The organism is Amygdalobacter nucleatus (assembly GCF_029167365.1).
Lineage (GTDB): Bacteria > Bacillota > Clostridia > Saccharofermentanales > Fastidiosipilaceae > Amygdalobacter > Amygdalobacter nucleatus.
This window is the reverse complement of sequence record NZ_JARFNM010000001.1, coordinates 1351398-1365950: the sequence shown is the minus strand read 5'-3', so window position 1 is coordinate 1365950 and position 14553 is coordinate 1351398. Positions and strand designations below refer to the sequence as shown.

The following is a 14553-nucleotide window of genomic DNA, read 5'->3' as shown; positions in this document are numbered from 1 at the left end:
GATGAAAGTTCTTAATGTCCGTGATTACGTTGTCGATAAGTTACAATATGCTTTGAATCCTAAGTCAATTGCAGTAGTTGGTGCTAGCCGTTATAACACGAAGTTTGGTTATAAAGTAATTGAAGAGTTAAGAGCTTGGGGCTACAAGGGCGAAATTTATCCAGTCAACCCACGTGCTGATGAAGTCCATGGGCTTAAGGCTTATCCGACAGTCAAAGATATTCCAGCTGAAATTGATCTAGTTTTCATCGCCGTTCCAGCTCATATCGTTAAATCTGTTTTGGAAGATTGCGTTGCTAAGCAAGTCAAGATTGTTGTTATTGCAACCAGTGCTTTCAAAGAAATTGGCCGTGGCCAGTTGCAGAATGAATTAACTCAATATTGCCGTGACAATAAGTTGCCTTTGATTGGACCTAACTTGGTTGGTATGGGTAGCCCATATCTCAATTTCAACTGTGGCTTTATTCCTTATCTGCCAATTAAGGGACCTGTAGCAATGATTTCCCAATCAGGCGCTAACTTGTTAGCAGCCCTCGGCACTTCTCAAAAAGATCACTTCGGCATGAGCTTCTTCGTTGGCTTAGGCAATAAAGCTGACGTTGATTTCAGTGAATTTGTTGCTTATGCAGGTATTGATGATAATACAAAGTGCTTAGCTATCTATATTGAAGGCTTGGATAGCGAAGAGGCTTTCGTTAAAGCTTGTCAAAAGGTTGATAAACCAATTGTCACGATTAAAGTCGGTGGCTCTAAGATTGGTGTTAAGGCTGCATTTGCGCATACAGCTTCAGAGAATGAAGGCACAAATGATGCTTATTATGACGAGATTTTCCAAAAAGCTGGCGCAATTCGTGCTACTACTTGGCAGCAATTCTTGGATGTATCACTTGCTTTAGGTATGCAGCCACCTCTGTATGATGACAAGATCGTCATGATCACTAATGGCGGTGGTTCTGGTTTGTTGAGCTGTGACCATTTTGAGCGTTGTGGCTTACCACTTCATGAATTGAAAGAAATTTCACCAAGTTTGGCTGAGCGCATTAGAGCTTATATGCCAATGTTCGGTTCACCTTTGAACCCAGTTGATATTTCTGGTACAGCATCACCAATTCACTACAAGGGTGCTTTCCGTCAAGCTATGCGCGATCCAAATGTCAACGGTATTTTGGGTTCAATCTGCCCAACTGCTGTTACAGATGTTGAAGCTGTTACAGATGTCGTAATTGAAATCCATGAAGCTTTCAAGCATTTGCACAAGCCATTTGTTATGGAGTGCCAGGGCGGTGAAGAATGCCAGCGTGCAATCATGAAATTGCGTGATCATGGTATTCCAGCTTATCCAACAGCTGAACAGGCTGTCAATGCGATGGTTGCTCTCTATCGTTATGGCCAAATCAAGAAAAACAAGCAAGTTAAGTAATTAACCTGCTAAAAGCCAAAATTGCTAGTTTAAGCTTAGCAACTGTTTTCTAAATATTATCGGCATGATAGCTAGAAATAGCCTTTGTGCCGATTTTTCTATTATTATCTACGTGAGATATGGTTAACAGCCTAAAATGGATTCTGAGGGATAGTTAAATATTTAAACTAGTAAATATGATAAATAATTAGGTGAAGCTTGTGAAAAAAATATTGTTTAGGTTGCAAAGCTATTATAAATACCAGGCTACGGATATTGAAAAACCATTCATAAGATATATTTTAGAAAATCCAAGAAAAGTAACATCTGTGGATATACATACCTTAGCCAAAATAGGATATTGTAGTGCGCCTACTATAGTTAGGATATGTAAAAAGAACGGATTTAAGGGCTTTAGAGATGTCAAGCTTGCGATATTAAACGAGTTAACGTTCAACGAAGAAAGTTTAAGAAATAAATTTGCAGATTTTGAAGGTGATGATTTACATAAAACTACGCAAGAGGTTTTAAACCAAAGTGTAAATGCTATTGCAAATACTTATAATTCGATTGACTTTGAAAAATTAGGCAAGATAATTGAAGAACTTGATAAGTGTAAGTCTTATAAGACTTTATGGTATAGGGGCTAGCTATTTAGTTTGCAAAGATTTACAGCAAAAACTCGAAAGAATAAATAAACATTGTATTCTTTACGAAGATATCCATATGCAGCTTATAAGTGCTTCGAATATTAAAGAGGATGAATTAGCCTTTGTGATTTCATATTCGGGTATTACACAAGAGATAGTTAATATGGCTAATATGATTAAAAATAATGGAGCAAAATTGATTTCAATTACGAGATATGATAGTAATCAAGTTATGAGCCTAGCAGATTATAAAATGTTTGTCCCAAGTATTGAGGGTATTAAAAGAATTAGTGCCGGATCTAGTAGGATTAGTCAGATGGCATTGATAGATGTCATTTATAATACTTATATTGAGAAAATGAAAATTAAGTATGCTGATAGAATCATTCAAACAAGATATTTACTAAAGAAAGAAGATAAAGAAGACGAAAATATTTGATGAATTACAAAGCGTGAAACTTTGTTACAAAATAATTGAAGTTCCTTGTAAATAAATGTTATTTTCAGTACCATGAAACTAACAAATTGATCCAGATTAGATAGTGTTGAGAGAGTATGAAATAATTTCTTTAAAATGGCACAATTAGTTTTACGTTAGGTAATAAATGTTAAGCTGAATACTAAAAAACAAGGCACAGTATTAATAACCATGCCTTGTTAGTTTTAATTTACATTAGTATTCTAAGGTGCTGCTGAAATTTTCAGTTGCTGATTTCAAAATCGGCACTTTAATTTCGTCACCAATTAACCTTGTACCATGTACATTAATTTCATGATGAATCAAGGACTTGAACAGCTCAATATCATCTTGATTCAACTTATCGCCAGGCCACAAGAGCGGAATTCCTGGTGGATAAGGGATCAGAGCCTCGGCGACAAATTTGTCTTTTGCCTCGTCAATATTGACCCAGATAGTATCTTGACGCCAATCCAAATTGAGACAAGCAGCTGGATGATAGGGCTTATTGCTGAAAGCCGGTACTTGCAAACGCTTGCGATAATAAGCATCGAGGCGACGTAAGTTAGCTGTTTGCAAATCACTTGGCCATTTTATTTTACGATATTCCGCTACAAGCTTGTTGATAACTTCCAAGGTGCGATCAAATTCAGCTTTAGGTTGACCAAAGTGTGGAATTAAAACGACACGGCAGAGATCAGCCATTTCAGGATTGATTTTGTTAGCCATGAGATCATGAGCTAGACGAGGGCCTGGGCAGAGATTAGCACAATCAATGACCATTCTGAGTGGATCATGGGTAGGGTGATCAGTTGAACTAGCTGGATTACTTGCTAATACCTTACTGTCGCTACTTATACCAAGATCAACACGGTGTAAGCCCTCAGGCAACTTAGCGATGAATTCATTGACATGCTCTAAGAGTTTGGCTGTTTCTTCAACGCCATACATATCCATATAAGAAACTGCATAGTCCAAACCGACACCTAACATAAGCGGTGGGCTAGTTGAAGTGAAAGTAGCAGCCAAGTTACGAATCTTACGACTATCCAAATCTGGGCGCTTCTCCATCATCCTACGGCCAATCAAAATAAGCGAGGTAGGAGTTGGGGCTGGCAAAGTCTTGTGAGCTGAACAGACAACCAAATCAGCTCCTTGGTCAATTGCGAATTTAGGCAATAAATGCTTGCCAAATGGGAAGTGCGCACCGTGGGCGCTATCTACGATAAGAAGCACGTTAGTGTCAGCCAACGCAGCTGCAATTTTCGAAATATCATAGCAATGACCATAGAAATCAGGCGTTGTTAAATAAACGGCGCTAATTCCTGGGTGTTCTTTGAGAAGATTAGGTAATTTGCTTGGATTTTCGATAGTATCGAGATTGAGAAAAAGTAAACCTAAATCAAGCAATTCTGCTGCTTGTAAGGCTGATTTGTGTACGTCTAATGCTGTAAGTAGAGTACCTTTACGACCACATGCACCACCAATCATAGCTTTGATAGCGACTGATGAACCGAGTGTGATAAAGATGGCTTGGCTGGCACCGCAAGCTTTAGCTGCGTTAGCTTCAGCAGCTTGAATAGCCGGTCCAGGATCGTTCAAATCCTCTGTGATAGAGAGTTCTGTCAGATCGTAGGCTAAATAGTCATCTTTCAAAAACTGCGGATAGAGCAAGCCGTTGGCATTACCAGGCAGAGAAAAAGAAATGCGTTCGCGATGCTTACCGTTTCGCAAATGCATCAAGAGAGGTGATCGTAAAGCTGCTTGTTCAGCTTTTTGTTGTTGGTTTTCGTCTTTCATTGGCTTAGGACGATCCCCCTTTCAAATTTTTTTTGCTAGTTAATTATAGGCTTTAATTTACGTTTGAAAAGACCTTTTTTGCTCATTTGCAACAATAAACCGCCAATTATGCTGCGTACGTCTGTCTGTATGGACCAAAAGCATACAAATTGTACAAAAATCAGTACTTGATCGAAGAAAAAATTACAAGGTTTGACAATGAAATTATATCTGTAAAGCTTAGATAACAACGAACCAACTTATAAAATAATTTAGATGGTGTCAAGCTTTGAAACATCAGATTTAAATGAAAAAAGAGAATATTTCTACGAACTGTCAAGCTTAATGTCCAATGATTTAGGCAAAATATTGTTTATAGAGGCAAAAGCTTTGATAGGGCATTTTATATAATGATTAAATTTTACCACTAGCAATTTGTTGGCTTAATGTTTATAATTGCTCTGTGAAAACAAGTAACTTTGTGCATAAGCACAAAAAAGAAAGGTGAGTGTTTCATGAAGAAAGTATTAGCTTCAGTTTTAGCATTGAGTATGAGTGCTGTTCTTTTGACAGCTTGCTCCAAGAAGCCAGAGACAAAAGAAAATAAGCCAGCTGAGAAAGTAGCTGAAAGCAAGGCTCAGACAGAGAGCAAATCAGCTGAATCAGAGAAGCCAGCAGCTAAAGGACAAGTTTATTATCTTAACTTCAAACCTGAACAAGATGAGCAATGGCAAGAATTGGCTCAAGTTTATACAAAAGAGACAGGCGTACCTGTAAAGGTTGTTACAGCTGCTTCTGGCCAATATGAGACAAACTTACAAGCTGAAATGAGTAAGAGTGAAGCTCCTACTTTGTTCCAAGTTAACGGCCCAGTTGGTTTGAAGAACTGGCAGGATACATGCTTGGATTTGACAGGCAGCAAGATTGCTGAACAATTAACTAACGAGGGTTATTTGCTCAAAGGTACAGACGGCAAGCCATATGGTATTGCTTATGTTGTTGAGAGCTACGGTTTGATTACAAACAAGACTTTGTTGGAAAAAGCTGGCTTCAAGACTGATGATATTAAGTCATTTGCTGATTTGAAGAAGGTAGCTGAAACTATCACTTCTAAGAAGGCAGATTTGGGCTTTGCAGCCTTTACATCAGCTGGTATGGATAAATCCTCTGACTGGCGTTTCAAGACCCATTTGGCTAACTTACCAATCTATCATGAATACCAAACTGACAAGATTGATAACACAGATGCTATCAAGGGTACATACTTGAAGAACTATCGTGACATTTGGAATCTTTACATCAACAATTCAACAGTAGATCCTAAGCAATTGTCTGCTAAGACAGGCGATGACTCCCGTAATGAGTTCTTAGCTGGTAATGCTGTCTTCTTCCAAAATGGTTCATGGGAATATGCTAACTTGGTTGGCGAAGGCAAATTCAAGGATGAAGATTTGACAATGTTGCCAATTTACATTGGTGTTGGCGATGAAGCTAAGCAAGGCTTATGCACAGGTACAGAGAACTTCTGGTGTGTTAATAAGAATGCTAAGCCAGAAGACATTCAAGCTACATTAGATTTCATCAACTGGTGTGTAACTTCTGAAGTTGGTACAAAGGCTATGTGCGGTACTGAAAAGGCAATGCCTTCAGGTAAGGACGGTATGGGCTTCGTTATTCCTTTCAAAAAGGCTATTCCTTCTAAGAATGTTTTCGTCCAAGCTGATGCTACATACACCAAGGCTGGTTTGAATCCAGTTGCTTGGACATTCTCCACAATGCCATCTGAAGAATGGAAGAATGGTGTTGGTAGTGCTTTGACAGCTTATGCAGCTGATCAGACAGATGCTAATTGGAACTTAGTTCAACAGGCTTTCGTTGAAGGCTGGGCTAAAGAAGCTAAGTTAAGCGCCGATAAATAAGTCTTAAGTTAAGACTAAAACATGGCAGGCGTAATCATAAGTGTTTGATTACGCCTAATTTATAGTAATAAAAGAGAGGGGATTATATGGAAAAGGCTCTCAAGAAGTGGTTTCCACTCTTTGTCTTACCAACATTGTTGGCCTTTGTTGTGGGTTTCATTTGGCCGTTTTTGTTTGGTTTGTTTCTGTCTTTTACTAAGTTTACGACAGTCAGCAATTTTACCTGGAATGGCATCAAGAACTATCAACGTGCTTTTAGTGACCCAACTTTTTTGCAAGCGTTCACATTTACATTTATGTTTGCGATCGTAGCAACTGTGTTAATCAATGCGTTAGCTTTTGTTTTAGCTTTAGCTTTGACGAAAAAAATGCGCGGGACAAACATCTTTAGAACCGTATTTTTCATGCCCAATCTGATTGGTGGAATTGTCTTAGGCTATATTTGGAATATTCTTATAAACGGTTTCTTGCTGCAATTAGGTAAGCCGCTTATGAACTTGAATCCGACAGCTGGTTATTGGGGTTTAATTATTTTGATGTGCTGGCAGCAGATTGGTTACATGATGATCATCTATATCGCTGGTTTGCAAAATGTGCCATTAACTTTGTTGGAGGCTGCTCAGATTGACGGCGCTAACTGGTGGCAGACGCTTATTAAGGTGAAATTGCCGATGGTCATGTCATCAATTACGATCTGCTTATTCTTGAGTATCACTAACTCATTCAAGCTCTTTGATCAGAACATTGCATTGACAGCAGGTGAGCCGATGAAACAGACAGAAATGTTGGCTTTGAATATTGTTAATACTTTCTATGCGCGTGCAGGTGCCCAGTGGAAGGGTATCGGTCAGGCCAAAGCTGTTATTTTCTTCTTCGTCGTTGTGTTGATGGCTTTGTCACAGCTTTACTTCACTCGTAATAAGGAGGTACAACAATGAGAGAGACAAGAGCAAAAATTTGGCTGAATTTAGCTACGGTTTTCTTTTCACTTTTGAGTATCGTCTATATTTATCCAATTGTGTTGGTCATCTTAAATTCATTAAAGAAAGAGACTGCTATTTCAACTGCTACGACTTTTGAATTGCCACAAGCTGCTACTTTTGCTGGCATCAGCAACTACATCAAAGCAGTTTATTCGCAGGGCTTTTTGGAGAGCTTAGGTTATAGTACCTTTATCACAATTTCATCTGTTGCCTTAATTTTGATCTGTTGCTCAATGTGCGCTTGGTATATCACTCGCGTCAAAGGCTTTATCTCACAATTGATTTATCTTTTGTGCGCTTTTTCAATGGTTGTACCATTCCAAATGGTTATGTTCACCTTGTCACAGACGGCAGATAAGTTGAGCATCTTTGGCTTACGCTTTAATACGCCGTGGACTATTTGCTTCATTTATTTGGGCTTTGGTGCTGGTTTAGCCGTTTTCCTCTTTGCTGGTTTTATGAAATCAGTGCCAATTGAGATTGAGGAAGCGGCGATGATTGATGGCTGTAATCCTTGCCAAACATATTTCAAAGTGGTTTTGCCAATTTTGAAGCCAACCATGATTTCAGTCGGCATTCTCGAAACTATGTGGATTTGGAACGACTATCTCTTGCCGAACCTGGTCTTGGATATTCGTAAGTATCGAACCATTCCGATGCTCGTGCAATATTTCAGAGGCAGCTATGGTAAAGTTGAGCTTGGCCCAATGATGGCAAGCATCGTGTTGACAATTATTCCAGTTATCGTGTTATACCTCTTAGGTCAGAAGTACATCATCAAAGGTGTCTTGTCTGGTGCGGTTAAGGGCTGATTGGTTAATTCATAGATACAGAGAAATTTGTATGCGCCCTCTTTACTACAGAGTAAAGAGGGCATTTTCATGCTTTCAAATCTCGTAGGGCAGATTCAACATCTGTGTAGTATTTGTAATTAGGGTCATTAACAATTTGTTCCGCTTCTTGAAGGGCAGCGATTGTTGTTTTATTAGGCTGTTCAAGACATACTGGGAAGGGAAAACCACCAGTGCGGAGAGATTGGCGCAAAAAGACATTGATAGCAGCAGTCAAATTCAGTCCTAATTCGCCATATAGTGCCTCAGATTGTTTCTTCAAATTTTGATCTATGCGTAAACTAAAAGTAGTTGTGTTTGCCATTAGATTTAACTCCTTTGTATCTTTAATTAAAAGCTAGCAAAATTATTATGTCCAGTAAATGCAATAGACGTGCAAATACAAAAATATGTTTCATATGTGATGACAATTTTCGTATTTGTGTAGTTAGCTAGTCAAGCAAAATTGACTATTATGACTATCTATAAAGACTAAAATGACTATAAACGACTAGAAAGCGATGAGGAAGGAATATGAATTTTGCTGAAAGCCCTGACGTTGAACTCAAAGCACAGTATGTAGAAGCTATAAAGAAAGAAGTAATAGCTTTTTCCAATTATAAAGGTGGAACAATTTATATTGGTGTGACAGATTCAGGCGAGGTTTGTGGCATAGATAATTATGATGAAATTTCTAATCGTATTTCGGCAATGTTGAGTGATGCAATTAAGCCAGATATTATGCGTTTCGTTTTCTTTACGAAATTAAATATTCAAACGAAAGACGTTCTAAAAATTGGAATTCAAGAGGGAGCAATAAACCTTATTATTTGGCAAAATATGGCTTGAAGCCTGCTGGAGCTTATGTGCGGCAGGGCAATGAAGCGGCTCAAGCATCATATGCAGAAATTAGGCAGATGATAAAAATTTCAGATGGGGATAAGTTTGAGTCTTCTCGTTCTTTAGAGCAAAAACTTAGTTTTCAATTCTTAGAAGCGACATTTTTCAAGCAGCAAATAGCCATAACGGAAGCGAAAATGTATAGCTTAGGCTTGATAGATATAGACGGTATGTATACGAATTTAGCCTTGTTACTTTCAGATCAATGTCCGTATACGTTGAAATGTGCTGTTTTTGGTGGCAATGATCAAAGAAACTTTCAAAATCGGCGTAACTTTGGCGGTTCTTTGCTTAAGCAACTGAAAGATTGCTATGAGTTCATTGATTTGAATAACCGAAATGCAGCTTCTTTTTCTGGCTTATATCGAAAAGACAATAGAGATTTCCCAGAACAGGCTGTTCGAGAAGCTTTGCTTAATGTTATTGTTCATCGTGACTATGCTTATAGTGCTAGTACGTTGATCAGCATATATGCTAATTGGATTGAATTTGTGTCGATTGGTGGACTTTTGCCAGGTATACATATGGAAGATGTGCTACTTGGAATGTCAATTTGTCGCAACAAATTACTGGCAGATGTTTTTTACTGCTTGAAATTGATCGAGGCTTACGGTACAGGTTTAAGTAAGATTTTGCAGCTTTACAAAGGACAAACCAAGCAGCCAGAGATTATAGCAGGGCCTAATTCTTTTAAGCTTGTTCTACCCAAATTGCAAGTTAGCTATGCTAGAACATCTACTTATGCTAAAACACCTACTTATGCACAGAATCAATTAGATAAGCAAGAGCTATCTGTATGTGAGTTACTTAGTAAGTATGGTGAAATTAAGCGAAGTGATGTAGATAATGCACTTTCTATAAGTCAATCTGCTTCTAGCCGCATACTTAAAACAATGCAAGCTAAAGGGGTAATTGAGCAAGTTGGTAGAGGTAAGAATAGACGCTACAAGTTAACGTCAAAATAGCTAAAAGCTAAATGAAACGCTTCAGAAATCGTTAGAAAAAGTCACTGATTAACTACATGTGAGCAAGTAGATTAATTATATGTAAGTAGACTGATTAATTACACCTTAAGTAAAACGAAGTTTACAAAACTTGCACTTACGCTTACAATAGCGAACTATTGGCTGATGCTAGTTAATATCTTGGATGAAAGTAGGTAAAAGAGTGAACGAGGAGCAAAAGCAGACACAGCATTTACATTTTCAATCACGTTTGGGATTTATTTTATTAGCCGTAGGTTGCGCAATTGGCTTGGGCAATATTTGGCGATTTCCATACATGGTTTATCAAAATGGTGGAGCTATATTTGTTGCCATTTACTTACTTTGCTTAGTGCTTATCGGGTTACCTGTGATGTTGTGCGAATTTGCCGTTGGGCGTAAGAGCCAAAGCACTTGTATAAAATCATTTACAGTCTTACAAGCTAAACCAACTTATAAATGGCCTTGGGTTGGCTATTTAGCTTTGACTGGTTGTGTACTTTTGTTGAGCTATTACGCCATGATTGCTGGCTGGATGCTGGATTATGTTGCTAATTATAGTAAAGACGTTGTTCGACCAATTCTACAGTTAAATACGTCAGCACTTGATCCAACGCAAGCTTTCACTAATCTGTTAGCTGATCCAATTCAGATGTTTACCTGGACCACAATCATACTGTTTGTTTGCGCTTTAATTTGTAGCCTCGGTTTCAACAAAGGTGTAGAAAAGCTGAACAAAGTCATGATGAGCATGTTGTTCGTGATTTTGTTGCTGTTAGCTCTAGTTAGTCTTAATTTGCCTGGAGCCAAACAAGCTATGCAATTTTATCTCTTACCAAATTTTGAGCAATTACATAAAGTTGGCTTAGTAAAAGTGATCTTTGCTGCTTTGAACCAGGCCTTTTTTACCCTAAGTTTGGGTGTATCTGCCATGGCTATTTTTGCTAGTCGGATTGGCAAAGAAAAAAGTCTCTTACATGAGGCTATGCAAATTGGAATTTTAGATACAATAGTGGCTTTATTAGCTGGTGTAATAATTTTCCCAGCCGCTTTCACGTTTAATATTAGTGCTGATGCAGGGCCGAATTTGGTCTTCGTTACTTTGCCTAGAATTTTTCAGGCCATGCCTTATGGCAACTATTTTGCCGTTTTGTTCTTCTTATTCATGACTTTTGCTGCCCTTTCAACGGTTTTAGCTGTATTTGAGAACATTATTTCTTGTGTGAAAGATATATGGAATTGTTCTAGGAGGACAAGCATTGCATTGACATTGGCCGTGCTTTTGTTACTTAATGTGCCAAATATTCTTGGCTTTAATGTCTTGAAGGGCTTTAAGCCGTTTGCCATATTCGATAACGTCATGGACTCAACGGACTATATTGTAAGCGCCAATATTTTGCCTTTAGGTTCGCTTCTATATGTGACTTTTTGCTGTAGCAAATTAGGTATGGGCTTTGCTGCTTTCAGAGCTGAGGTGAATCAGGGTAGTGGCCTAAAAATACCTAAAGCGAGCGAATATTATTTCAAATTTGTTTTGCCACTTTTAATTGTCGTTGTGTATCTGATGGCCTTGATCCGGGCTATTTAGCTAATTGCTGAGTGTTTTAGCTTATTTCTAGCTTAATGACTTGTATACTTAATATTGTTGTGCTTGCTTTGCGTACGTAGGATAGGATACGTTTGTATCTAGGTGTAAACACCTGATATAAAGCAAAGGAGCTGGAAATGAAAAATTTGAAACGTAACTGTTTAGCGCTTTTAATGGTTTCAGCTTTAGGTATGAGTAGTTTATTAAGTCCTAAAGCATTAGCTACGAACGATTCTATCCCTAATTCAGTGGGGGGAGAAGCTAACGAAAAGCTTGTAGATGACGTAAATAGGGGAGTTGCAAGTAAATCTGAACCTGATAAAGTGGCTATAAGTCAGGAAAATGCTAGCGAGAAAGAACTTGCTGAATCAGATAAGCCAGTGGAGGATAGAGAGCAATCCACAGCACCAGAAACAGAAGCTAAACTTGCAACGACTAGTACACCTAGCTCCGAAAAACTGCAAACTGAAGCTTCATTAGAAGCAAGAGCTAATGTTAGCGAGTTAAGGGAAGTAAAACCTGTTACTACATTAAGGGCGATTTATTTGAGTGGCAAAGATGGTGACGATGATAATGACGGATTAAGCTCGGCTACACAAGTAAAAACATTTTCAAAAGCTAGGGAGCTAGCAGTAGCAAATCCGAATATAACGAAAATCTATGTAAACAGCGAAACTGTAATCAGCGGCGAAATTAACCTAAGCGGTAGCAAGGCGCAAATTTATCGTGCCCCTGATTATAAAGGCTACTTATTCAAAGTAGAAACAAACACGGAAGCGAGCTTAAAAGATATTATTATTGACGGCAATCGTGAAAATGTAGTAGCTGAAAAATCCTTAGTATGTGTTTGTGGTACGCTCAATATAGTTGATGGCTGTGTTTTGCAGAACAATCAAGTTAAAGATAAAGATCCTAATAATGCAAGTTCAGGCGGCGCTATATATGCTTACAAAGGTACAGTTAACATGACAGGCGGTACTATCCAAAATAATGAAGCTACCTATGGCGGCGGCATTTATTTAGGTACAGCCAATATGCAAATGACAGGTGGCGTTATTAAGAATAATCTTGCCAAATTAGTGCGTGATAGAGCATACGGTCAGTATTATTCCGCTGGTGGCGGTGTGTTACTTTATAATGGTTCTAAGCTGCAATTTGGTGCTAATGCTGTCATTAAAGAAAATCGCGCCGATGAAGTTGGCGGTGGCATCAGTGTTGGCTCAAACCAATGGAGCGACGGTTATGATACTTTGACCATGACCGGTGGTGTGATCGAGGCCAATACAGCTGGAGCTTCTGGTGGCGGTATCTTTGTGCAGGCAGGTATGGTTAACTGTAAAATGGCAAAAGCCAACATCAGTGCCGGCATGATTATCAATAACAGCATGGATGGTAAAGGTGTAACGCAGAAAGAGTTTGGTGGCGGCGGTATTTATGTGAACGGTGGACCTGATGTAATGAAAATTCAGGGCCAGGACTACTATAACAAAAATGGCGAGTTGCATTTAACTAATGCTTTGATCACTGATAACCATGCTTCAGATACAGGCTCTGGTTTAGCAGCCTGCCCTGTTTCCAAACCCTATATGTATATTAAGGACGGCTGTATCATAGCGGGCAATCAGGCTCAAGGTAAGCAAGCTAAAGACATCTATATGCTCTCTTCCAGAAATTATGGTCTGCATAGCGGCGAAGCTAAATATGACATAGCTAAGCGTATGTTGGGTGGTACGCCATATGATTGGCATGATACCGACGGTAATCCTTTTCCCGATGATAAATTAAAAGGCACGTTGCCGAGTGGCAAAAGTATCGCACTCAATTCGCATGCTGTCGTAAGTGAGAAAGTCAAAAAATTAGCTAAAGTCATCATCAGCGGTAACAAATCAGCTACCCGTGGCGGTGGAATTGGCTCTAATGGCACGATTTATATGGGTGTAGATGAACCACGTAAGAATATTAAAGTTGTCAAAATATGGGCAGATGGCTTAAAGAGTGAAGATGTAGAAATTGAGTTAAGAGCAAAGTACGGTGAGCTTGATTGGTTGGTTGAAAAAGCAATTTTAGACAAAGCGCATGATTTTAGTCATACCTTTGAAGATCTGCCAGCTCAGGTTGATGGACAAGATATTGAAAAATTGGTCTATGTAAAAGAACTTAATTCTGAAAAGTATAAAATAAAGATTAGCAAGACAAACGAAGTTAAATTATTAGCATTTGAACTTAGCCGCCCACAATTTTTTACAGATGAAAGTAAGGGTAGCGCAGAAAAATATTATAAAGAACATCCAGAATATAAAGTGTTTGATGCAAATACAGGCAAGTGGCAGGATTTCAAGGTTAATTACATTTTGAAAGACAATAATGGAACCAAGTTAGCAAGCAGTACAATGACTATGACTGAAAATGCTACCCAATGGTCAGGAACAGCAAAATTTGAAAACATACCAATATATACTGCTAAGGCTGAAGTAAGCTATTATGACGCCAATGAAGGAGAGAACGCAAAAGGCTTAGAGCCTTGGCGATTAAATTATGATATTATCCTTGAAGTTAAGGGTGATACAACCCACATTAAGGTACCTAATTTATTGTTGCTTACTGGTAAAGATGCTAATTTGGCTAGCGCAGATAATCAGCAAGTGATACAGGTGAAAAATATTAAAGTAGAAGTGCTAAAGGGTAATAGATTGTTCAAAATTGAAGTAGTAAATAGCAAAACTGACAAGCCGCCAGTACCAACACCGCCAACCCCACCAACTCCACCAACTCCGCCAGCACCATCAATTCCACCTGTACCTTATATACCATCTGAACCAGTCAAACCTGGTCGGGTAGCTAAAACAGGTGAAACTACAGCAGTGCTTAGCCAATTAGGCTTGGCTTTCCTTGCAATAGGTGCATTGAGTTATAAGCGTAAACATTAATTCGTGACTAAATTTAATCTAGCCGAGCAGCCGTATATGGCTGCTCTTGTTACATTCAGCAGCACTTGAATACATATTTACAAATTATTCTAAATTTGAAATTGCAATGCAATTGATGCTATAATTGGTGGCAAGAAT

Annotated in this window: 12 protein-coding genes; 10 read left to right on the top strand and 2 right to left on the bottom strand. The window is 38.6% G+C overall.

The genetic code is table 11. The annotated features are described in order from the left end of the window. Nucleotide 1: 1 nt before the first annotated feature. The 3 genes from PYS62_RS06170 to PYS62_RS06160 all read left to right on the top strand — a co-directional run bounded on the left by PYS62_RS06170 (nt 2) and on the right by PYS62_RS06160 (nt 2488). Nucleotides 2-1420 (top strand): acetate--CoA ligase family protein, encoded by a 1419-nt coding sequence (locus tag PYS62_RS06170; RefSeq protein ID WP_066712106.1) that lies wholly within the window; start codon nt 2-4, stop codon nt 1418-1420. A 200-nt stretch (nt 1421-1620) separates the two neighbouring features. Next, the gene (locus tag PYS62_RS06165) at nt 1621-2049 is read left to right on the top strand and encodes a MurR/RpiR family transcriptional regulator (RefSeq protein WP_066712109.1); all 429 of its coding nucleotides are present in this window, start codon (nt 1621-1623) and stop codon (nt 2047-2049) included. Next, nucleotides 1997-2488, top strand: a complete 492-nt coding sequence (locus PYS62_RS06160; protein ID WP_082714234.1) for a MurR/RpiR family transcriptional regulator — start codon at nt 1997-1999, stop codon at nt 2486-2488. The genes PYS62_RS06165 and PYS62_RS06160 overlap by 53 nt, the downstream gene beginning before the upstream one ends. 234 nt (nt 2489-2722) lie before the next feature. Here PYS62_RS06160 and PYS62_RS06155 read toward each other — a convergent pair whose 3' ends face one another. Next, nucleotides 2723-4306 carry an aminotransferase class V-fold PLP-dependent enzyme gene (locus PYS62_RS06155; protein ID WP_066712115.1) on the bottom strand — a complete coding sequence of 528 codons (1584 nt, stop codon included), beginning with the start codon at nt 4304-4306 and terminating at the stop codon, nt 2723-2725. Nucleotides 4307-4800: 494 nt separating this feature from the next. Here PYS62_RS06155 and PYS62_RS06150 point away from each other — a divergent pair, with 494 nt between their 5' ends. From PYS62_RS06150 to PYS62_RS06140, 3 genes are all read left to right on the top strand, one after another. Beyond that, the gene (locus tag PYS62_RS06150) at nt 4801-6204 is read left to right on the top strand and encodes an ABC transporter substrate-binding protein (RefSeq protein ID WP_066712117.1); all 1404 of its coding nucleotides are present in this window, start codon (nt 4801-4803) and stop codon (nt 6202-6204) included. An 86-nt stretch (nt 6205-6290) separates the two neighbouring features. Beyond that, complete coding sequence (locus tag PYS62_RS06145; RefSeq protein WP_066712120.1) at nt 6291-7142, top strand: carbohydrate ABC transporter permease; 852 nt, start codon at nt 6291-6293, stop codon at nt 7140-7142. Then, on the top strand, nt 7139-7999 hold the full coding sequence (locus PYS62_RS06140; RefSeq protein ID WP_066712123.1) for a carbohydrate ABC transporter permease: 861 nt from the start codon (nt 7139-7141) through the stop codon (nt 7997-7999). Before PYS62_RS06145 ends, PYS62_RS06140 begins: the two co-directional genes overlap by 4 nt. 67 nt (nt 8000-8066) lie before the next feature. Here the strand turns inward: PYS62_RS06140 and PYS62_RS06135 are convergent, their stop codons facing one another. Next, the gene (locus PYS62_RS06135; RefSeq protein WP_066712126.1) at nt 8067-8342 is read right to left on the bottom strand and encodes a type II toxin-antitoxin system RelB/DinJ family antitoxin; all 276 of its coding nucleotides are present in this window, start codon (nt 8340-8342) and stop codon (nt 8067-8069) included. A 209-nt stretch (nt 8343-8551) separates the two neighbouring features. Between PYS62_RS06135 and PYS62_RS06130 the strand changes: the two genes are divergently transcribed. The 4 genes from PYS62_RS06130 to PYS62_RS06115 all read left to right on the top strand — a co-directional run bounded on the left by PYS62_RS06130 (nt 8552) and on the right by PYS62_RS06115 (nt 14415). Continuing rightward, nucleotides 8552-8866: an AlbA family DNA-binding domain-containing protein gene (locus PYS62_RS06130; RefSeq protein ID WP_066712129.1), complete on the top strand. Its 315-nt coding sequence runs from the start codon at nt 8552-8554 to the stop codon at nt 8864-8866. A gap of 17 nt (nt 8867-8883) precedes the next feature. Continuing rightward, entirely contained in the window at nt 8884-9882 is a 999-nt protein-coding gene (locus tag PYS62_RS06125) for an ATP-binding protein (protein ID WP_315574174.1), read from the top strand. 202 nt (nt 9883-10084) lie between these two features. Then, nucleotides 10085-11488 (top strand): sodium-dependent transporter, encoded by a 1404-nt coding sequence (locus PYS62_RS06120; RefSeq protein ID WP_066712133.1) that lies wholly within the window; start codon nt 10085-10087, stop codon nt 11486-11488. A gap of 137 nt (nt 11489-11625) precedes the next feature. Continuing rightward, entirely contained in the window at nt 11626-14415 is a 2790-nt protein-coding gene (locus PYS62_RS06115) for a hypothetical protein (RefSeq protein ID WP_066712135.1), read from the top strand. The last annotated feature ends 138 nt before the right edge of the window (nt 14416-14553 follow it).

Bases quoted from the DNA above. Each gene is read 5' to 3' on its own strand.
- PYS62_RS06155 (WP_066712115.1), bottom strand. From the start codon at position 4,306: ATGAAAGACGAAAACCAACAACAAAAAGCTGAACAAGCAGCTTTACGA.
- PYS62_RS06130 (WP_066712129.1), top strand. From the start codon at position 8,552: ATGAATTTTGCTGAAAGCCCTGACGTTGAACTCAAAGCACAGTATGTA.
- PYS62_RS06140 (WP_066712123.1), top strand. From the start codon at position 7,139: ATGAGAGAGACAAGAGCAAAAATTTGGCTGAATTTAGCTACGGTTTTC.
- PYS62_RS06135 (WP_066712126.1), bottom strand. From the start codon at position 8,342: ATGGCAAACACAACTACTTTTAGTTTACGCATAGATCAAAATTTGAAG.
- PYS62_RS06145 (WP_066712120.1), top strand. From the start codon at position 6,291: ATGGAAAAGGCTCTCAAGAAGTGGTTTCCACTCTTTGTCTTACCAACA.
- PYS62_RS06150 (WP_066712117.1), top strand. From the start codon at position 4,801: ATGAAGAAAGTATTAGCTTCAGTTTTAGCATTGAGTATGAGTGCTGTT.
- PYS62_RS06170 (WP_066712106.1), top strand. From the start codon at position 2: ATGAAAGTTCTTAATGTCCGTGATTACGTTGTCGATAAGTTACAATAT.
- PYS62_RS06115 (WP_066712135.1), top strand. From the start codon at position 11,626: ATGAAAAATTTGAAACGTAACTGTTTAGCGCTTTTAATGGTTTCAGCT.